Raw genomic sequence first — 18,404 nt, 5'->3', positions numbered from 1 at the left:
CCGCTCCGGGCTCAGCTGTTCTGAATGCGGAATCCAATCTTCAAGGAAACCTGAAAATGCGCGACCTTGCCGTCGACGATGTGACCGCGGGTTTCGGTAACCTCGAACCACTCGATGTTCTTGACGCTCTTGCTGCACTCGGCAATGGCGTTATTGATGGCATCCTCGATGCTGGTGGTGGACGAACCGACCAGCTCGATTTTCTTGTAGGTGTGATGTTCTGACATGTCGACCTCCTCTTTGCGTGTTTTCAGTATGGCAAAGGATTGGCCGAATGGTTTCAGAAATGCTTGGCGTCGCCGATGCTGTTCGTTTCAGCGGCTGGACACCATTCGCTCAATGCATTGTCGCGACTCGTCAGGGAGACTGGTGAACTGCAGTCCGGTCCAGTACTGGTGGCCGCCGATGCTCTCCCGGTGCCAGCGGCTTTCGGCGCCAAGCGTGAACTCGCTTACGCCATTGAGTGTCATCGGCAGGTTCACCTGCAGGGCCCAGGCTCTGTTCAATTCGATCGGCGACTCGCTCAGCAACATCAACCCCTCGGTATGCAGGTCGACTACGCGGCCGAGTAACTGCCCGCTATCAAGGTCATACACTTCAAGGCTGCTGCTCACGTGGTGTCGCTCCAGTTTACGTCGTTCATGCATTGCAAAGGTCTGCCTGAGTTATGACACAAGTGTGGGATATTTGCGTAATGGCGAAAAGCTACAATGCCTGTGTTTTCGCATACATAGCATGGGTTTGTGACCCAGTTCAACTCTTGCCCGTGTTGCGCCGCTGCCTGCCCTGTCCCATACTCGAACCGCCCCGGCAAGAACGTCAGTCAAAACAATCGCGGGGATTATTTCGGGGAGTTTTCATGCGCCTACACCTTGCCGCCCTGCTGCTGGCAGGCAGTTGCCTCAGCATTCCAACCGTTGCCCACGAGTTCACGTCAGGGGATCTGCATATCCTGCACCCCTGGTCCCGCGCTCTGCCGCCCGTCGCACCTACCGGTGCCGCGTATCTGGTCATCGAGAACAGGGGTGAGCGCAGCGACCGCCTGACTGCCGCACATACCCCGATCGCTGCCCATGCGGAACTGCATGAACACGTACACGAGAATGACGTGATGAAGATGCAGGAAATTGACAGTGTCGAGATCGCCGCCGGGGGATCGGTAGAGTTTGCCCCGGGTGGGCATCATGTGATGCTGTTTGGCCTGAAGGAGCCGCTGGCGGCTGGCGGCGAATACCCGCTGACGCTGGTCTTCGAGCACGCCGGCGAGGTGGAGGTGACGGTCATGGTGCAAGGGGAAGGCGCAGCTGATGAAGGCCACCCCGGGCATGGCCACGACCATCACTGATCTGCGCCAATCCCTGGCGATGAGAAATGCCGATCAGTCTCGACGCGAGGGGGTCCGCATGGTGACGAATTCCTCTGCTGCGGTCGGGTGGATGCCCAGGGTGGCATCAAATACCGCCTTGGTGGCGCCGGCCTTGAGTGCGACAGCGAGCCCCTGGATGATCTCGCCGGCATCGGGGCCGACCATGTGTACGCCAAGTACCCGGTCGGTATCCTGATCGACCAGCAGCTTCATGAAGCTCTGCTCGTCGTTGCCTGCAAGAGTATTGCGCATCGGACGGAAGCGGCTTTCGAAGATATCCAGCTTGTGCCCCTGCGCCCTCGCCTGCTCCTCGGTAAGCCCCAGCGTGGCGATGTTGGGAATGCAGAAGACAGCAGTGGCGAGGTCGTTGTAATCGACCGGTCGGTATTCCTCGGGGCGGTACAGGCGGCGGGCCAACGCCATGCCCTCTGCCAGTGCTACCGGGGTCAGCTGTACCGTGTCGGTCACATCGCCGATCGCAAATATTGCCGGGTCGCTGGTCTGGTATTCATCGTCCACCGCGATGAAGCCCTTCTCGTCCAACTCCACTGCGGTATTCTCCAGCCCCAGCCCATCCAGTTTCGGGCGGCGGCCGGTGGCATACAGCACCAGGTCGGCTTCAAGCGTATCCCCATTCTTCAGGGTCAACTGCAGACTGCCATCCTCCTGCTTGTCGATGCGCACCACATCGGCATTGAACTGCAGGTCCAGCCCCTTGTTCTGCATCGTCACCACCATGTGGTCGCGCAGCCCCTGATCGAAGCCCCGCAGGAACTGCTCGCCCCTATACAGAAGGCTGGTCTGACAGCCCAGGCCGTGGAAGATGCTGGCAAACTCGATGGCAATGTAACCGCCGCCTACCACGACGCAGCGCCGAGGCAGTTCTTCAAGATAGAAAACCTCGTTGGAGGTGATGACATACTCCCGCCCCGGGAAGTCCGGCACGTAAGGCCAGCCCCCGGTTGCCAGAAGAATGCGTTCAGCGGTGTAGGTATTGTCTCCGACCTCAACGGTATGGGAATCCACCAGGCGGGCGCGGCCATTTACCAGGGTGACCCCCGCACCGGTCAGCAGGTTGTGATAAATGCCATTGAGACGGTTGATTTCAGTGTTCTTGTTTGCCACCAGACGTTGCCAGCTGAACCGGCTCGCTTCCAGATCCCACCCATAGCCGCGGGCGTCATCGAAGTCTTCGGCAAAGTGCGCGGCATAAGCGAACAGCTTCTTCGGCACGCAGCCCACGTTCACGCAGGTGCCGCCCAGATACAGCTCCTCGGCCACGGCTACCCGCGCCCCGAAGCCGGCTGCCATTCGGCTGGCGCGCACACCTCCGGAGCCGGCACCAATTACAAAGAGATCAAAATCATAATCCGACATGGCTTGCTGTCCTGCTGCTTATACAAGCCCAAGAGGATACCTCATTGGCGTGGTTCCCGGGGAGCAAGGCACCGATGCAGCTGATCTATTGGCGTTCTCAGGTCTTGTTCAGCAAGTGCTCGAATTCGGCGTTGTACTGGTGCGCCAGTTCGGTCTTCTGCTTCTGGGTCAGGAGCTTTCCCGCCATCTGAAAAAAGCGCTGCTCCTCTTCCTCCAGGTGATGCAGGACCTTGTCACCCAGCGCGCGTGCGGTGGTCAGCCAGGCCGAACTGGACATGTCGGTTTCGTCCAGCTTCTCCAGCAGCTCATCCATCTCGTGGTGTTCTGCAATGGCATGACGGCTGAGGTCGACACCGTTCTCATGGGCCATCAGGGGGATGTAGAAGAACCGCTCCTCCGCTGTTTCATGGGCGTAGAGCTCTTCTTTCAACTGCTTGTAGGCGGCTTTGCGTTCCGGTGTGTCACCCTTGGTAACAAGCACGGCATCGACATACCGTCGCTGTCGATCATGGCTGGCACGCAGGGCTTCGAAGATGGTCATGCGTCTGCTCCATTGCAGGATTCTTCACCATGGGACAGCGCTTCGCTTCGCCGAGTTCAAGCGCAAGTCTGGCGAAAAGTGTCGAAAAGCCGACACAAAGTTACCTCCCCTTTCATAACCCGCCCGGCAGGCATACAATAGCCGCATCCGACGCGGCAAAGCGCCGCGCATAAATAAAAGCCGTTCTCCAAGGAGTGCCGGCATGCCTGATGCTGCTGTTTCAACGCTATCCCATAACTGGGCGTTAGCGGTTTTCCTTTTGGGTGTTCTGGGTCTATGTGCCTTCATGTTGCTGCTTTCCAGTGTACTGGGCAGCAGGGCGTGGGGACGCAGCAAGAACGAGCCCTTCGAGTCCGGTATCGTGTCGACCGGCGACACCCGACTGCGCTTTTCCGCAAAATTCTATCTGGTCGCGATGCTCTTCGTGATCTTCGATGTAGAAGCCCTATTCCTGTTTGCATGGGCCGTCACGGTACGCGAAAGCGGCTGGGCCGGTTTCATCGGAGCCTTTATCTTTATTTCCATTCTAGTTGCGGGTCTTGTCTACGAAGCATCCATCGGTGCCCTTGATTGGTCACCGGCTGGCCGACGCAAGAGGCAAGCGAAGCTAAAATGAGGCTTTTGACATGCAATATGAACTTATTCGGATCGATCCGGATGCCGTCAATGACGAGTATCCAATCGGTACCAGGGAGAGTGTCGACGAAAAGCTGCTGAAAGATCAGGTTCACCGCAACATCTTCATGGGCAAACTGGAAGATGTCATCAGTGGCGCGGTGAACTGGGGCCGCAAGAACTCCCTCTGGCCATACAACTTCGGTCTGTCCTGCTGCTATGTGGAGATGACCACCGCTTTCACCGCTCCCCATGACGTGGCACGCTTCGGTGCCGAGGTCATTCGTGCCTCCCCGCGGCAGGCGGACTTCATGGTCATCGCGGGCACCCCTTTCATCAAGATGGCTCCGATCATCCAGCGTCTGTATGACCAGATGCTCGAGCCCAAGTGGGTCATCTCCATGGGTGCATGCGCCAACTCCGGCGGCATGTACGACATCTATTCCGTGGTACAGGGCGTGGACAAATTCCTGCCGGTGGATGTGTACATCCCCGGCTGCCCTCCCCGTCCGGAAGCATTCCTGCAGGGCCTGATGCTGCTGCAGGATTCCATCGGCAAGGAGCGTCGCCCTCTATCCTGGGTGGTTGGAGATCAGGGTATCTATCGGGCAGACATGCCTTCGCAACGCGAGGAGAAGCGTGACCAGCGTATTCAGGTCACGAATCTGCGCAGCCCTGACGACGTGTGAAACGGCTACCCGCCAGCACCGCCGCCGTACTTCACCGCTGACCGATAGCGATAGAGATGATGACTGCAGATCAGGCATTACACATACCCCCGTACAAGGCAGATGACCAACGCGTCATCAGCGAGCTGAACGCGCACTTCGGTGCAGAGAGCTTCACCATCCAGCCCACCCTGACCGGCATGCCGGTAATCTGGGTTGCCCGTGAGCAACTGCTGGCGGTCCTGCGCTTCCTGCGCCAGCTGCCACAGCCCTACGTCATGCTGTACGACCTGCATGGCGTGGACGAACGCCTGCGCACACACCGTCAGGGCCTGCCGGCCGGCGCGGAATTCAGCGTGTTCTATCACCTGATGTCACTCGAGCGTAACAGCGACGTGATGATCAAGGTGGCCCTGAAGGAGAATGACCTCAACGTCCCCAGCGCCATCAGTGTCTGGCCGAACGCCGACTGGTACGAGCGTGAGGTGTGGGACATGTACGGCATCAATTTCGAAGGGCATCCGCGGCTCAAGCGCCTGCTGATGCCGCCCTACTGGGAAGGCCATCCCCTGCGCAAGGATTACCCTGCCCGGGCCACCGAATTCGATCCCTATATGCTGACCGCGGCAAGGCAGGATGCCGAACAGGAAGCCCTGCGTTTCAACCCCGAGGAGTGGGGGATGAAACGTGGTGGTGAGCACGAGGATTTCATGTTCCTCAACCTGGGGCCCAACCACCCCTCGGCCCACGGCGCGTTTCGTATCATCCTGCAGCTGGACGGCGAGGAAATCGTCGACTGCGTGCCGGACATCGGCTATCACCACCGCGGTGCCGAGAAGATGGGCGAGCGCCAGAGCTGGCACAGCTACATCCCCTACACCGACCGGGTGGATTACCTGGGCGGCGTGATGAACAACCTGCCCTACGTACTGGCGGTCGAAAAGCTGGCCGGCATCAAGGTGCCGCAGCGGGTGGATGTGATCCGCATCATGATGGCGGAGTTCTTCCGCATCCAGAACCACCTGCTGTACCTGGGTACCTATATCCAGGACGTCGGCGCCATGACCCCGGTGTTTTTCACCTTCACCGACCGCCAGCGCGCCTATGAGGTGATCGAGGCCATTACCGGCTTCCGCATGCACCCCGCCTGGTATCGCATCGGCGGCGTCGCCCATGACCTGCCCCGCGGCTGGGACAAACTGGTACGCAAGTTCCTGGACTGGATGCCCAAGCGCCTGAACGAATACGAGAAGGCTGCGCTGAAGAACAGCATCCTGATCGGCCGCACCAAGGGCGTGGCCGATTACAACACCAAGGAAGCACTGGAATGGGGCGTGACCGGTGCCGGCCTGCGCGCCACCGGCTGCGACTTCGACATCCGCAAGGCCCGTCCCTACTCCGGTTACGAGAACTTCGAGTTCGAAGTGCCGCTGGCGGTCAATGGCGATGCCTACGACCGTTGCATGGTCAAGATGGGCGAGATGAGGGAGAGCCTGAAGATCATCGAGCAATGTCTGAACAACATGCCCGAGGGTCCTTACAAGGCGGACCACCCGCTGACCACGCCGCCGCCGAAGGAGCGCACGCTCGAGCACATCGAAACGCTGATCACCCACTTCCTGCAGGTGTCCTGGGGTCCGGTGATGCCGGCCAACGAGTCGTTCCAGATGATCGAGGCAACCAAGGGCATCAACAGCTACTACCTGACCAGCGACGGCAGCACCATGAGCTACCGTACCCGTATCCGCACGCCCAGCTTCCCGCACCTGCAACAGATCCCGGCGGTGATCCGCGGCAGCATGGTGTCGGACCTGATCGCCTACCTGGGCAGTATCGACTTCGTTATGGCTGATGTGGACCGCTGATCATGACCAATCTTATTCAGACTGACCGTTTCACCCTGAGTGACGTCGAGCGCGCTGCCATCGAACTGGAAATGCAGCATTACGAGGACCCGCGCGCGGCGTCCATCGAGGCGCTCAAGATCGTCCAGGAACAGCGTGGCTGGGTACCGGATGGCGCCTCTGATGCCATCGGCGAAGTGCTCGGCATTCCCGGCAGCGATGTGGAAGGTGTGGCCACCTTCTACAGCCAGATCTTCCGTCAGCCGGTGGGTCGCCACATCATCCGCGTCTGCGACAGCATGACCTGCTATATCGGTGGCCATGAAAGCGTGCTGGACAGTATCCGCAAGGAGCTGGGCATTGGCCCCGGCCAGACGACCGCAGATAACCGCTTCACGCTGATCCCCGTGTGCTGTCTGGGCAACTGCGACAAGGCACCGGCGCTGATGATCGACGATGACACCTTCGGCGATGTCAGCGCCGACAGCGTGGCTGCCCTGCTGGAGGCCTACCCATGAAGAAACTGTCTTCCTTCGGTCCGGCCAACCGCATTGAGCGGTCGGAAGAGACCCACCCGCTGACCTGGCGCCTGCGTGATGACGGCCAGCCGGTATGGCTGGAAGAGTATCAGCAGAAGAACGGCTACGCCGCTGCGCGCAAGGCGCTGCGCGAGATGGCAGCGGCGGACATCGTCAACACCGTCAAGGACTCCGGCCTCAAGGGCCGTGGCGGTGCAGGCTTCCCTACCGGGGTGAAGTGGAGCCTGATGCCCGCTGACGAGTCGCTCAATATCCGTTATCTGCTGTGCAACGCCGACGAGATGGAGCCCAATACCTGGAAGGACCGTCTGCTCATGGAGCAGCTGCCCCATCTGCTGATCGAGGGCATGCTGATTTCCGCCCGGGCGCTGAAGGCCTACCGCGGTTATATCTTCCTGCGGGGCGAGTATGTTGACGCCGCCCGCCATCTCAAGCGGGCTGTTGCCGAAGCAGAGGCTGCCGGGCTGCTGGGTAGGAATATCATGGGCTCGGGCTTCGACTTCGAGCTGTTCGTGCACACCGGAGCCGGCCGCTACATCTGTGGTGAGGAAACGGCCCTGATCAACTCCCTTGAGGGTCGCCGCGCCAATCCACGGGCCAAGCCCCCCTTCCCGGCCGCCGTGGGCGTCTGGGGCAAACCGACCTGCGTCAACAACGTGGAGACCCTCTGCAACGTCCCGGCAATCGTCGGCAACGGCGTGGAGTGGTACACCTCTCTGGCCCGCCCCGAGAGCGGTGACCACGGCACCAAGATGATGGGGTTCTCCGGCAAGGTGAAGAACCCGGGCATCTGGGAACTGCCGTTCGGGATCAGCGCCCGCGAACTGTTCGAGGATTATGCCGGCGGCATGCGTGACGGCTACACCCTCAAGTGCTGGCAACCCGGAGGTGCCGGTACCGGCTTTCTGCTCCCCGAGCACCTGGATGCACTGATGTATTCCGGTGGCGTCGCCGAATACGGCACGCGGATGGGTACCGGCCTGGCTCTTGCGGTGGACAACACGGTCAACATGGTCTCGCTGTTGCGCAATATGGAGGAGTTCTTCGCGCGGGAGTCCTGCGGCTGGTGTACTCCCTGCCGCGACGGCCTGCCCTGGAGCGTCAAGACCCTGCGCGCGCTGGAGCGCGGCGAAGGCCGACCCGAGGACCTTGAGGTCCTGGCGCGGATCGTCGATTTTCTCGGGCCGGGCAAGACCTTCTGTGCTCACGCCCCGGGCGCCGTCGAGCCGCTCGGCAGTGCGATCAAGTACTTCCGCCAGGAGTTTGAGGCGGGCGTCGACCGTTCTGCCAGAACCAGACCGACCACCGAATTTGTCAAGGCATGACAGGCGGCGGGGACGTTGGCCCGACCATTTCCCCCGCCGGCTCCGCAAGGATTCCATTATCAGCACCCGCTATCGGGTAAGAAGAAAGTAGAACCATGGCCACTATCCATGTAGACGGTAAAGAATACGAAGTCGACGGGGCGGACAACCTGCTGCAGGCCTGTCTGTCACTCGGCCTCGATGTTCCCTACTTCTGCTGGCACCCCGCGCTGGGTAGCGTGGGCGCCTGCCGCCAGTGTGCGGTCAAGCAGTACAGCGATGAGAACGACACCCGCGGCCGCCTGGTCATGTCCTGCATGACCCCGGCGACCGACAACAGCTGGATTTCCATCGACGATGAGGAAGCCAAGGCGTTCCGCGCCAGCGTCATCGAGTGGTTGATGATCAACCACCCGCATGATTGCCCGGTATGCGAGGAAGGCGGTCACTGCCACCTGCAGGACATGACGGTGATGACCGGCCACAACCAGCGCCGCTACCGCTTCAACAAGCGCACCCACGTGAACCAGGAACTCGGCCCGTTCATTGCCCATGAGATGAACCGCTGCATCGCCTGCTATCGCTGCGTGCGCTATTACAAGGATTACGCGGGGGGCACCGACCTGGGTGTATTCGGTGCCAATGATCAGGTGTATTTCGGCCGGGTCGAGGATGGCACGCTGGAAAGCGAATTTTCCGGCAACCTGACAGAGGTCTGCCCCACCGGCGTCTTTACCGACAAGACTCACTCCGAGCGCTATAACCGCAAATGGGACATGCAGTTTGCCCCAAGCATCTGCCACGGCTGTGCCTCCGGCTGCAACATCAGCCCGGGCGAGCGCTATGGTGAGATACGCCGCATCGAGAACCGCTTCAACGGTTCGGTCAACCACTACTTCCTGTGCGACCGCGGCCGCTTCGGCTATGGCTACGTCAACCGCAAGGATCGTCCGCGCCAGCCGGTCGCCCAGCGATCCGGGCTGAGCATGGGCATCGATGCGGCACTGGACCAGACCGCCGGCCTGCTCAACCGTCAGCGCATTCTCGGCATCGGCTCGCCACGGGCCAGCCTGGAAAGCAACTTCGCGTTGCGTGAACTGGTCGGTGCCGAAGATTTCTACTCCGGTATTGCGCGGCAGGAGCTGGCCAATATCCAGGCCATCCGCAATCTGCTGCAGCACGGTCCACTGCCCACCGCGAGCATCCGCGAAATGGAAAGCCACGACGCGGTGTTCGTGCTCGGTGAAGACCTGACTCAGACCGCGGCCCGCCTCGCGCTGGCCCTGCGCCAGACAGCCAAAGGCAAGGCCACCGAAATTGCCGAAGCTGCCGGCATTCAGAGCTGGCACCAGGCAGCGGTGGAAAACATTGCGCAAGGTGCCAGGCACCCGGTGTTCATTGCCAGCGTCACGGCTACCCGGCTGGACGATATCGCCGCGGAAACCGTGCAGGCCGCGCCGGATGACCTGGCTCGCCTCGGCTTCGCCGTCGCGCATGCCATTGACCCGGCCGCTCCGGCTGTGGCCGACCTTGAGCCGGACGCCCTGGAGCTGGCGCAACGCATTGCCGATGCCCTGCTCGCCGCCCAGCGCCCGCTGCTGGTATCCGGCGCCTCGCTGGGCAACCCGGCGATCATCGATGCCGCCGCCAACATCGCCCAGGCGCTGAAGAACCGTGAGAAGAACGGCTCGATCAGCATGGTGGTGCCGGAAGCCAACAGCATGGGCATGGCCATCATGCTGGCCGATGACGAGGCGGACCGCTCTGTCGAGGCGGCTCTGGAAGCACTGACCGCCGGCGAGTACGACGCGCTGGTGGTACTGGAAAACGATCTCTACCGCCGTGCGGACAGCGCAATGGTCGATGCGGCCCTGGCCGCCGCCAAGGTGGTGGTTGTGGTTGATCATCAGCAGACCCCCACGGCGGACAAGGCGCACATCCTGCTGCCGGCGTCGAGCTTTGCTGAAGGCGACGGCACCCTGGTCAGCCAGGAAGGCCGCGCGCAGCGCTTCTTCCAGGTATTCGAGCCGAGCTACTACAACTCCGAGGTGCTGATCCGCGAAGGCTGGCGCTGGCTGCATGCGCTGCGCCACACACTGCTCGGCAACCCGGTCGACTGGACCAGCCTGGATCAGGTCACTGAAGCCTGCGCTGCAGTACATCCGCGGCTGGCGGCGATTACCGAAGCGGCTCCCGACGCCGACTTCCGCATCAAGGGCATGAAGCTGGCCCGCGCGCCCCACCGCTACAGCGGACGCACCGCCATGCGGGCCAACATCAGCGTGCATGAGCCGCGTCAGCCCCAGGATCCCGACACGCCCTTTGCCTTTTCCATGGAGGGTTACGCCGGCACCAGGGAAGACCGCCAGCAGATTGCCTTCGCCTGGGCCCCGGGCTGGAACTCGCCACAGGCGTGGAACAAGTTCCAGGACGAGGTCGGCGGCCACCTGCGCGCCGGCGATCCCGGCGTCCGCCTGCTGGATGGCGCCCGCATGGATCTGCCATGGGCCGAGGCACCGGCTGCCTTTGCTCCGGCTCCAGGTAACTGGCAGGCAGTGCCGCTGCATCACCTGTTCGGCAGTGAGGAAAACTCAAGCCGTGCCGAACCGATCCAGCAGCGCATGCCGCAGCCGTATCTGGCTCTGGCTGAGGCTGAGGCCCAGCGTCTGGGCGTAGCCGAGGGCGCAACAGTGGAAGCCACCCTGGGAGAACGGCAGCTGGTGTTGGCAGTGCGCATCATCGAGGAGCTGCCGCTGGGTGTGGTCGGACTGCCGGCAGGCCTGCCGGGCATTCCTCCGCTGAACACCGCGAGTGTGGTCACTGGACTCAAGGGGGTAGCACAATGAGCTGGTTCACTCCCGAGGTGATGGCAATCCTGGTCGCGGTGATCAAGGCCATCGTCATCCTGCTGGCGGTGGTTATCGCCGGCGCCCTGCTGTCCTTTGTCGAGCGCCGTCTGCTGGCGGTCTGGCAGGACCGCTATGGCCCCAACCGCGTTGGCCCCTTCGGCATGTTCCAGATCGTCGCGGACATGCTGAAGATGTTCTTCAAGGAGGACTGGACCCCGCCGTTCGCCGACAAGCTGATCTTCACCCTGGCGCCGGTGGTGGCGATGAGCTCGTTGCTGATTGCCTTCATCGTGGTGCCGATCACCCCCACCTGGGGCGTGGCGGATCTGAACATCGGGCTGCTGTTCTTCTTTGCCATGGCGGGGCTGACGGTATACGCGGTGCTCTTCGCAGGCTGGGCCAGCAACAACAAGTTCGCTCTGCTCGGCGGCCTGCGCGCCGCGGCCCAGACGCTCTCCTACGAGGTATTCCTCGGCCTGTCGCTGATGGGTGTGGTGGCGCAGGCCGGCTCGTTCAACATGCGGGACATCGTTGCCTACCAGGCCGACAACATGTGGTTCATCATTCCACAGATCTTCGGCTTCCTGACCTTCTTCGTCGCCGGTGTCGCGGTTACCCACCGCCATCCCTTCGACCAGCCGGAAGCGGAGCAGGAACTGGCTGACGGCTACCACGTTGAGTATGCAGGCATGAAGTGGGGCATGTTCTTCGTCGGCGAGTACATCGGCATCGTGCTGGTGTCTGCCCTGCTGGCCACACTGTTCTTCGGCGGCTGGCACGGCCCGTTCGATCTGCTGCCGCAGCTGCCGTTCCTGTGGTTTGCGCTGAAGACCGCCTTCTTCATCATGATCTTCATCCTGCTGCGCGCCTCCCTGCCCCGGCCGCGCTATGACCAGATGATGGCATTCGGCTGGAAGGTCTGCCTGCCATTGACCCTGATCAACCTGCTGGTGACCGGCGCGTTTGTGCTGGCCGCGGCCTGAGGAGAGAAGCCATGATCAAATCAATCATTCACGTAGTACATGGCACCTACACCCAGCTTCGCAGCCTGGTGATGATCTTCGGCCATGCGTTCCGCAAGCGGGACACCCTGCAGTACCCGGAAGAGCCGGTCTATCTGCCGCCCCGTTATCGCGGCCGGATCGTACTGACCCGGGACCCGGACGGCGAAGAACGTTGCGTTGCCTGCAACCTGTGCGCTGCTGCCTGCCCGGTGGGCTGCATCTCGCTGCAGAAGGCCGAGGCCGAGGACGGCCGCTGGTATCCGGAGTTCTTCCGCATCAACTTCTCCCGCTGCATCTTCTGCGGTCTGTGCGAGGAGGCCTGCCCGACTACGGCCATCCAGCTGACCCCGGACTTCGAGCTGGCGGAGTACAAGCGCCAGGATCTGGTATTCGAGAAGGAAGATCTGATGATCGCCGGTACCGGCAAAAACCCGGACTACAACTTCTACCGCGTCTCGGGGCTGGCCATCGCCGGCAAACCCAAGGGCGCCGCGCAGAACGAGGCCGAGCCGGTCAACGTCAAGGGCCTGCTGCCATGATCAGTGCGAGGATTATCTGATGGAATTCGCGTTCTATTTCTCCGCCGGGGTGGCGGTCGCCGCTACCCTGATGGTGATTACAAACACCCGGGCGGTACACGCCCTGCTCTACCTGGTCACCTCGCTGCTGGCGGTGTCCATGTGTTTCTTCTCCCTCGGAGCGCCCTTTGCCGGGGTGCTGGAGATCATCGTCTACGCCGGCGCCATCATGGTGCTGTTCGTGTTCGTGGTGATGATGCTCAACCTCGGCAGCGGCAGCGAGAACCAGGAGCGGCAATGGCTCAGCCCGCGCGGCTGGATCGGGCCGGCGGTGCTCTCTGGCCTGCTGCTGGCACAACTGCTGTATGTGCTGTTCAGCGAGCCCACCTCCGCCGTGATCACCGGTGAGTCCGTCGATGCCAAGGCGGTTGGCTTCGCGCTGTTCGGTCCGTACATCCTGGCCGTCGAGCTGGCCGCGATGATGCTGCTCGGCGCCATGGTCACCGCGTTCCACATCGGACGTCATGAAGCCAAGGAGATCGCATGAACGGCATACCCATGGAGCATGGCCTGGCGCTGGCGGCCGTGCTGTTCGGCCTTGGCCTCACCGGGCTGATGATCCGCCGCAACATTCTGTATGTGCTGATGAGTCTGGAAATCATGATGAACGCCGCGGCTCTTGCCTTTGTCGTGGCCGGCGCCCGCTGGGGCCAGGCCGACGGGCAGGTGATGTTCATTCTGGTGATCACCCTTGCGGCGGCGGAGGCCAGTATCGGCCTGGCGATCCTGCTGCAACTGTATCGCCGTTTCAGAACCCTGGATATCGATGCTGCCAGTGAGATGCGCGGATGAACATGCTATTTCTTACTCTTCTGTTTCCGCTGATCGGCTTCCTGCTGCTGGCCTTCTCCCGCGGCCGCTGGTCGGAGAATATCTCGGCACTGGTCGGGGTCGGCTCGGTAGGCCTGTCCGCACTGGTCACGGCCTGGATCATTTTCCAGTTCAGTACCGGCGCGCTGCAGGACGGTGCCTATATCCAGTTGCTCTGGCAATGGATGGCGGTGGGCAACTTCACCCCCAGTCTGACGCTGTATCTGGACGGGTTGTCGCTGACCATGCTGGGCGTGGTGACCGGGGTGGGCTTTCTCATTCATCTGTTTGCCAGCTGGTACATGCGTGGCGAGGAAGGCTACTCCCGCTTCTTTGCCTATACCAACCTGTTCATCGCCAGCATGCTGTGTCTGGTGCTGGCCGATGACCTGCTGTTCCTCTACCTGGGCTGGGAAGGGGTTGGCGTCTGCAGCTATCTGCTGATCGGCTTCTATTACACCGAGCGCAAGAATGGTAACGCCGCTCTCAAGGCCTTCCTGGTCACCCGGGTAGGCGATGTGCTGATGGCCTTCGGTCTGTTCATCCTGTTCGTCCAGCTGGGCACACTGAACATTCAGGAACTGCTGGTGCTGGCGCCGCAGCGGTTCGCCGAAGGCGACTTCTGGATCAGCCTGGCCACCCTGGCCCTGCTCGGTGGCGCGGTGGGCAAGTCCGCCCAGCTGCCGCTGCAGACCTGGCTTGCCGATGCGATGGCCGGCCCGACGCCGGTGTCGGCGCTGATCCACGCGGCGACCATGGTCACGGCCGGTGTCTATCTGATTGCCCGTACCCACGGCCTGTTCCTGCTGACACCGGACGTGCTTTACCTGGTGGGCATTGTCGGCGGCGCCACCCTGCTGCTGGCCGGCTTTGCCGCCCTGGTGCAGACCGATATCAAGCGCATCCTTGCCTACTCGACCATGAGCCAGCTCGGTTACATGTTCCTGGCACTGGGAGTCGGTGCATGGGAGGCGGCGATCTTCCACCTGATGACCCACGCCTTCTTCAAGGCGCTGCTGTTCCTCGCGTCCGGCTCGGTCATCCACGCCTGCCACCACGAGCAGAACATCTTCCGCATGGGCGGCCTGCGCCGCAAGCTGCCGGTGGCCTACGCCAGCTTCATCGTTGGCGGCGCTGCGCTGGCCGCGCTGCCGCTGCTGACTGCCGGCTTCTACTCCAAGGACGAGATCCTCTGGGAGGCGTTTGCCAGCGGCAACAATGCTCTGCTGTACGCCGGGCTGCTGGGCGCCTTCCTGACCTCGATCTACACCTTCCGCCTGATCTTCGTGGTGTTCCACGGAGAGGAGCAGATCGACGCACACCCTGGCAAGGGCATTGCCCATAACCTGCCGCTGTTCGCCCTGATCATCCTGTCCACCTTCGTGGGCGCGCTGATCACTCCGCCCCTGACCGGCGTGCTGCCACAGAGCGTGGGCCATGCCGGCGGCGAAGGCCGCATGGGGCTGGAGATTGCCTCCGGGGTGATCGCGGTACTGGGCATCCTGCTGGCCGCCTGGCTGTACCTGGGTCGCCGCCATGTCGTTGCCGCCATCGGTAACAGCGCCCCCGGCCGCTTCCTCACCGCCTGGTGGTTCGCCGCCTGGGGCTTTGACTGGCTGTATGACAAGGTGTTCGTGCAACCCTACCTGTGGCTGACACGGATACTCGCCCGCGACCCGCTGGACCGCACCATCGGCATCCTGCCGCTGCTGGCCAGGGGCGGCAATGCGCTGCTCAGCCGTACCCAGAATGGCCAGACTCGCTGGTATGCCGCGACCATCGCCGCCGGCGCCGTGCTGGTTATCGGCATCCTGATGCTGCAGATGGTCTGATTATGAATTCACGCAAGGAAATGATCCCGTCATGATTTTGCCCTGGCTGGTCCTGATACCCTTCATCGGTGGCCTGTTATGCTGGCTGACCGAACGCCACAGCAGCGCCCTGCCACGCTGGATAGCGCTGCTGACCATGGGTCTGGTGCTGGCTCTGAGCCTCTGGCTCTGGGTCAGCAAAGATTATTCGATGGCTGCCGTCACCGATGGCGTGCCGGTCTGGACGATGGAGTTCAAGTACGTCTGGATCGAACGCTTCGGCATCAACCTGCATCTTGCGCTGGATGGCCTGTCGCTGCTGATGCTGATTCTCACCGGCATCCTCGGCGTGCTGTCGGTACTCTGCTCCTGGAACGAGATCCAGCACCGGATCGGTTTCTTCCACCTCAATCTGATGTGGATCCTTGGCGGAGTCGCCGGCGTGTTCCTGGCGATGGACCTGTTCCTGTTCTTCTTCTTCTGGGAAATGATGCTGGTGCCGATGTATTTCCTCATCGCGCTCTGGGGTCACAGTGGCGCGGGCCGCAAGACCCGCATCAACGCCGCCACCAAGTTCTTCATCTACACTCAGGCCAGCGGGCTGATCATGCTGGTCGCGATCCTCGGACTGGTGCTGTACAACTTCAACCAGACCGGCGTACTGACGTTTGCCTATGACCAGCTGCTGGGTCTGGACATGCCGGCGGGTGTGGAATACATCCTCATGCTCGGCTTCTTCATCGCCTTCGCGGTGAAGTTCCCGGTGGTGCCATTGCATTCCTGGCTGCCCGATGCCCACGCCCAGGCACCCACTGCGGGCTCCGTGGACCTGGCCGGGATCCTGCTGAAGACCGCTGCCTATGGCATGCTGCGCTTTGCCCTGCCGCTGTTCCCCGACGCCTCGGTCGAATTCGCGCCGATTGCCATGACCCTGGGTCTGATCGGCATCTTCTACGGCGCCATCCTGTCCTTCGCCCAGACTGACATCAAACGCCTGGTGGCCTACTCCAGCATCTCGCACATGGGCTTCGTGCTGATCGGCATCTATGCCACTACCCACCTGGCGCTGCAGGGAGCGGTGGTACAGATGGTCGCCCACGGCCTGTCGGCAGCGGCGCTGTTCATCCTCTGCGGTCAGCTGTATGAACGCATTCACACCCGCGACATGCGCGAGATGGGTGGTCTCTGGGCCCGCCTGCGCTGGCTGCCGGCGCTGAGCATGTTCTTCGCGATCGCGTCGCTGGGCATGCCGGGCACCGGCAACTTCGTCGGGGAGTTCCTCATCCTGTTCGGCAGCTTCGCGGACAATCCCTGGGTCGTGGTGATCGCCACCTTCGGTCTGGTACTGGCCTCGGCCTACTCGCTGATCATGATTCACCGTGCCTACTTCGGCGCTCCACGTGAAGGCGATGCCCTGCGCGGCCTGAACGCCCGCGAACTGGCGATGATGCTGTCGCTGGTAGCACTGGTTGTGGCGCTGGGCCTGTATCCGCAACCGGTGCTGGATACCTCGGCGGCGAGCATGAGCGGTGTGCAGCACTGGCTCAGCGATGCGCTCTCCAACCTCGTTCCGGTCCGGTAGCAGTCTGATGGAAACTGACACTATGCAATTTACCCTGTCCCACTTCACTGCCCTGCTGCCGCTGCTGATCGTCTGCGGCACGGCGATCGTGGTCATGTTGACCATCGCCTGGCGGCGTCAGCATGACCTGGCTTTCATCCTCACCGCGGTGGGGCTGAATCTGGCACTGCTGTCGCTGATTCCCGCTCTGCAGTCTGCACCTATCGAATTCACCAGCCTGATGCAGGTGGACCGCTTCGCGCTTCTGTATATGGGCGTGATCCTGGTGGCCACCCTGGCCTGCGTTACGCTGGCGCATGCTTACCTGGGCAAGAGCAATATCGGTGAGGGTTTTCCCGGCAACCGCGAGGAAATGTATCTGCTCATGCTGCTGGCCGCTGCCGGTGGGCTGGTCATGGTCGGCGCCTCGCACCTGGCCAGCCTGTTCATCGGCCTGGAGCTACTGTCGGTGCCGGTCTACGGCATGGTGGCCTACGCCTTCTTCAACAAGCGTTCGCTGGAAGCGGGCATCAAATACATGGTGCTCTCTGCGGCCGGCTCCGCCTTCCTGCTGTTCGGCATGGCCCTGGCCTATGCCGAATCCGGCAGCCTGGCGTTCGCGGCACTGGGCGCGGTGAGCCTCAGCCCCATCCTGCAGCTGGGCTTCGGCATGATGCTGATCGGGCTGGCGTTCAAGCTGTCGCTGGTGCCCTTCCACATCTGGACACCGGACGTCTACGAGGGCGCGCCGGCACCGGTCTCGGCGTTTCTGGCCACCGCCGCCAAGGTAGCAGTGTTCGTGGTACTGCTGCGCCTGTATCAGGTCTCCCCAGCCGCCGCCGGTGGTTGGCTGAATGACCTGCTGGCGGTCATCGCCATCGGCTCGATCCTGTTCGGCAACCTACTGGCGCTGATGCAGAGCAACCTGAAGCGGCTGCTAGGTTACTCGTCCATCGCCCACTTCGGTTATCTGGTGATTGCCCTCATTGCCAGCAAAGGTCTGGCGGTGGAGGCGGTGGGCGTGTACCTGGTGACCTATGTGCTCACCACCATCGGCGCCTTCGGTGTGGTGACGCTGATGTCCACCCCGTTCAAGGGTCGCGACGCGGACGCGCTGTACGAATACCGCGGGCTGTTCTGGCGTCGTCCCTACCTCACCGCCGTGCTCACGGTCATGATGCTGTCGCTGGCCGGCATTCCCCTGACCGCGGGTTTCATCGGCAAGTTCTACATCATCGCCGCAGGTGTGGAGTCGCAACTGTGGTGGTTGCTGGGCGCGCTGATACTGGGTAGTGCCATCGGCCTGTATTACTACCTGCGGGTCATGGTCACCCTGTATCTGGTGGAGCCTGGTATCCGCCGCCGGGACGCACCGCTGAACTGGGGTCAGCACGCCGGCGGCATCATGCTGCTGCTGATGGCCCTGCTGGTCTTCGCGCTGGGTGTCTACCCGCAGCCCCTGCTGGGCCTTGTAGAACAGGCTACACTTTTCAGGTGACGGCCTGCATGCCGCGCTCCGGCGCGGTGTTCATGGGCA

The 18,404-nt window shown here is 62.1% G+C and carries 18 protein-coding genes; 14 read left to right on the top strand and 4 right to left on the bottom strand.

Annotation, left to right across the window (positions count from 1 at the left end):
• Positions 1–11 precede the first annotated feature (11 nt).
• Both IEW63_RS12575 and IEW63_RS12570 read right to left on the bottom strand, forming a co-directional pair.
• Positions 12–227 carry a dodecin gene (locus IEW63_RS12575; RefSeq protein ID WP_188636978.1) on the bottom strand — a complete coding sequence of 72 codons (216 nt, stop codon included), beginning with the start codon at positions 225–227 and terminating at the stop codon, positions 12–14.
• A gap of 87 nt (positions 228–314) precedes the next feature.
• The gene (locus tag IEW63_RS12570) at positions 315–647 is read right to left on the bottom strand and encodes a PilZ domain-containing protein (RefSeq protein ID WP_272872597.1); all 333 of its coding nucleotides are present in this window, start codon (positions 645–647) and stop codon (positions 315–317) included.
• 212 nt (positions 648–859) lie between these two features.
• Between IEW63_RS12570 and IEW63_RS12565 the strand changes: the two genes are divergently transcribed.
• Complete coding sequence (locus IEW63_RS12565; RefSeq protein WP_188636976.1) at positions 860–1,345, top strand: copper chaperone PCu(A)C; 486 nt, start codon at positions 860–862, stop codon at positions 1,343–1,345.
• A 33-nt stretch (positions 1,346–1,378) separates the two neighbouring features.
• On the opposite strand, the gene gorA is transcribed toward IEW63_RS12565, so the two are convergent.
• Both gorA and IEW63_RS12555 read right to left on the bottom strand, forming a co-directional pair.
• Positions 1,379–2,743 (bottom strand): glutathione-disulfide reductase, encoded by a 1,365-nt coding sequence (gene gorA, locus IEW63_RS12560; RefSeq protein WP_188636975.1) that lies wholly within the window; start codon positions 2,741–2,743, stop codon positions 1,379–1,381.
• A gap of 97 nt (positions 2,744–2,840) precedes the next feature.
• The gene (locus IEW63_RS12555) at positions 2,841–3,284 is read right to left on the bottom strand and encodes a hemerythrin domain-containing protein (RefSeq protein WP_188636974.1); all 444 of its coding nucleotides are present in this window, start codon (positions 3,282–3,284) and stop codon (positions 2,841–2,843) included.
• Between the two features lie 202 nt (positions 3,285–3,486).
• Here IEW63_RS12555 and IEW63_RS12550 point away from each other — a divergent pair, with 202 nt between their 5' ends.
• From IEW63_RS12550 to nuoN, 13 genes are all read left to right on the top strand, one after another.
• Positions 3,487–3,900 carry an NADH-quinone oxidoreductase subunit A gene (locus IEW63_RS12550; RefSeq protein ID WP_188636973.1) on the top strand — a complete coding sequence of 138 codons (414 nt, stop codon included), beginning with the start codon at positions 3,487–3,489 and terminating at the stop codon, positions 3,898–3,900.
• Positions 3,901–3,910: 10 nt separating this feature from the next.
• Complete coding sequence (locus tag IEW63_RS12545) at positions 3,911–4,588, top strand: NADH-quinone oxidoreductase subunit B (protein ID WP_188636972.1); 678 nt, start codon at positions 3,911–3,913, stop codon at positions 4,586–4,588.
• A gap of 59 nt (positions 4,589–4,647) precedes the next feature.
• Positions 4,648–6,432: an NADH-quinone oxidoreductase subunit C/D gene (nuoC, locus tag IEW63_RS12540; protein ID WP_188637046.1), complete on the top strand. Its 1,785-nt coding sequence runs from the start codon at positions 4,648–4,650 to the stop codon at positions 6,430–6,432.
• On the top strand, positions 6,429–6,929 hold the full coding sequence (nuoE, locus tag IEW63_RS12535; RefSeq protein ID WP_188637045.1) for an NADH-quinone oxidoreductase subunit NuoE: 501 nt from the start codon (positions 6,429–6,431) through the stop codon (positions 6,927–6,929). The genes nuoC and nuoE overlap by 4 nt, the downstream gene beginning before the upstream one ends.
• Positions 6,926–8,275, top strand: coding sequence for an NADH-quinone oxidoreductase subunit NuoF (gene nuoF, locus IEW63_RS12530; RefSeq protein ID WP_188636971.1), 1,350 nt, complete (start codon positions 6,926–6,928; stop codon positions 8,273–8,275). The genes nuoE and nuoF overlap by 4 nt, the downstream gene beginning before the upstream one ends.
• 95 nt (positions 8,276–8,370) lie before the next feature.
• A complete protein-coding gene (gene nuoG / locus IEW63_RS12525; protein ID WP_188636970.1) occupies positions 8,371–11,100 on the top strand; it encodes an NADH-quinone oxidoreductase subunit NuoG in 2,730 nt (909 codons plus the stop codon).
• A complete protein-coding gene (gene nuoH / locus IEW63_RS12520) occupies positions 11,097–12,086 on the top strand; it encodes an NADH-quinone oxidoreductase subunit NuoH (RefSeq protein ID WP_188636969.1) in 990 nt (329 codons plus the stop codon). Before nuoG ends, nuoH begins: the two co-directional genes overlap by 4 nt.
• 11 nt (positions 12,087–12,097) lie before the next feature.
• A complete protein-coding gene (gene nuoI, locus IEW63_RS12515; protein WP_188636968.1) occupies positions 12,098–12,646 on the top strand; it encodes an NADH-quinone oxidoreductase subunit NuoI in 549 nt (182 codons plus the stop codon).
• A 19-nt stretch (positions 12,647–12,665) separates the two neighbouring features.
• Positions 12,666–13,172, top strand: a complete 507-nt coding sequence (gene nuoJ, locus IEW63_RS12510; RefSeq protein ID WP_188636967.1) for an NADH-quinone oxidoreductase subunit J — start codon at positions 12,666–12,668, stop codon at positions 13,170–13,172.
• Positions 13,169–13,477, top strand: a complete 309-nt coding sequence (nuoK, locus tag IEW63_RS12505) for an NADH-quinone oxidoreductase subunit NuoK (RefSeq protein ID WP_188636966.1) — start codon at positions 13,169–13,171, stop codon at positions 13,475–13,477. The genes nuoJ and nuoK overlap by 4 nt, the downstream gene beginning before the upstream one ends.
• Positions 13,474–15,327 (top strand): NADH-quinone oxidoreductase subunit L, encoded by a 1,854-nt coding sequence (gene nuoL, locus IEW63_RS12500; protein ID WP_188636965.1) that lies wholly within the window; start codon positions 13,474–13,476, stop codon positions 15,325–15,327. Before nuoK ends, nuoL begins: the two co-directional genes overlap by 4 nt.
• A gap of 31 nt (positions 15,328–15,358) precedes the next feature.
• The gene (nuoM, locus tag IEW63_RS12495; protein WP_188636964.1) at positions 15,359–16,888 is read left to right on the top strand and encodes an NADH-quinone oxidoreductase subunit M; all 1,530 of its coding nucleotides are present in this window, start codon (positions 15,359–15,361) and stop codon (positions 16,886–16,888) included.
• Between the two features lie 22 nt (positions 16,889–16,910).
• Positions 16,911–18,365, top strand: a complete 1,455-nt coding sequence (nuoN, locus tag IEW63_RS12490; protein WP_188636963.1) for an NADH-quinone oxidoreductase subunit NuoN — start codon at positions 16,911–16,913, stop codon at positions 18,363–18,365.
• Positions 18,366–18,404: the final 39 nt, after the last annotated feature.

This window comes from Halopseudomonas pertucinogena, assembly GCF_014646575.1.
Taxonomy (GTDB): domain Bacteria; phylum Pseudomonadota; class Gammaproteobacteria; order Pseudomonadales; family Pseudomonadaceae; genus Halopseudomonas; species Halopseudomonas pertucinogena.
The sequence above is the reverse complement of the archived record's forward strand: the minus strand, read 5'-3'. Positions and strand labels throughout refer to the sequence as shown.

Coding starts and splice junctions, on each gene's coding strand:
- IEW63_RS12575 (WP_188636978.1), bottom strand. CDS start 227: ATGTCAGAACATCACACCTACAAGAAAATCGAGCTGGTCGGTTCGTCC.
- IEW63_RS12570 (WP_272872597.1), bottom strand. CDS start 647: ATGCATGAACGACGTAAACTGGAGCGACACCACGTGAGCAGCAGCCTT.
- IEW63_RS12565 (WP_188636976.1), top strand. CDS start 860: ATGCGCCTACACCTTGCCGCCCTGCTGCTGGCAGGCAGTTGCCTCAGC.
- gorA (WP_188636975.1), bottom strand. CDS start 2,743: ATGTCGGATTATGATTTTGATCTCTTTGTAATTGGTGCCGGCTCCGGA.
- IEW63_RS12555 (WP_188636974.1), bottom strand. CDS start 3,284: ATGACCATCTTCGAAGCCCTGCGTGCCAGCCATGATCGACAGCGACGG.
- IEW63_RS12550 (WP_188636973.1), top strand. CDS start 3,487: ATGCCTGATGCTGCTGTTTCAACGCTATCCCATAACTGGGCGTTAGCG.
- IEW63_RS12545 (WP_188636972.1), top strand. CDS start 3,911: ATGCAATATGAACTTATTCGGATCGATCCGGATGCCGTCAATGACGAG.
- nuoC (WP_188637046.1), top strand. CDS start 4,648: ATGACTGCAGATCAGGCATTACACATACCCCCGTACAAGGCAGATGAC.
- nuoF (WP_188636971.1), top strand. CDS start 6,926: ATGAAGAAACTGTCTTCCTTCGGTCCGGCCAACCGCATTGAGCGGTCG.
- nuoG (WP_188636970.1), top strand. CDS start 8,371: ATGGCCACTATCCATGTAGACGGTAAAGAATACGAAGTCGACGGGGCG.
- nuoH (WP_188636969.1), top strand. CDS start 11,097: ATGAGCTGGTTCACTCCCGAGGTGATGGCAATCCTGGTCGCGGTGATC.
- nuoI (WP_188636968.1), top strand. CDS start 12,098: ATGATCAAATCAATCATTCACGTAGTACATGGCACCTACACCCAGCTT.
- nuoJ (WP_188636967.1), top strand. CDS start 12,666: ATGGAATTCGCGTTCTATTTCTCCGCCGGGGTGGCGGTCGCCGCTACC.
- nuoK (WP_188636966.1), top strand. CDS start 13,169: ATGAACGGCATACCCATGGAGCATGGCCTGGCGCTGGCGGCCGTGCTG.
- nuoL (WP_188636965.1), top strand. CDS start 13,474: ATGAACATGCTATTTCTTACTCTTCTGTTTCCGCTGATCGGCTTCCTG.
- nuoM (WP_188636964.1), top strand. CDS start 15,359: ATGATTTTGCCCTGGCTGGTCCTGATACCCTTCATCGGTGGCCTGTTA.
- nuoN (WP_188636963.1), top strand. CDS start 16,911: ATGCAATTTACCCTGTCCCACTTCACTGCCCTGCTGCCGCTGCTGATC.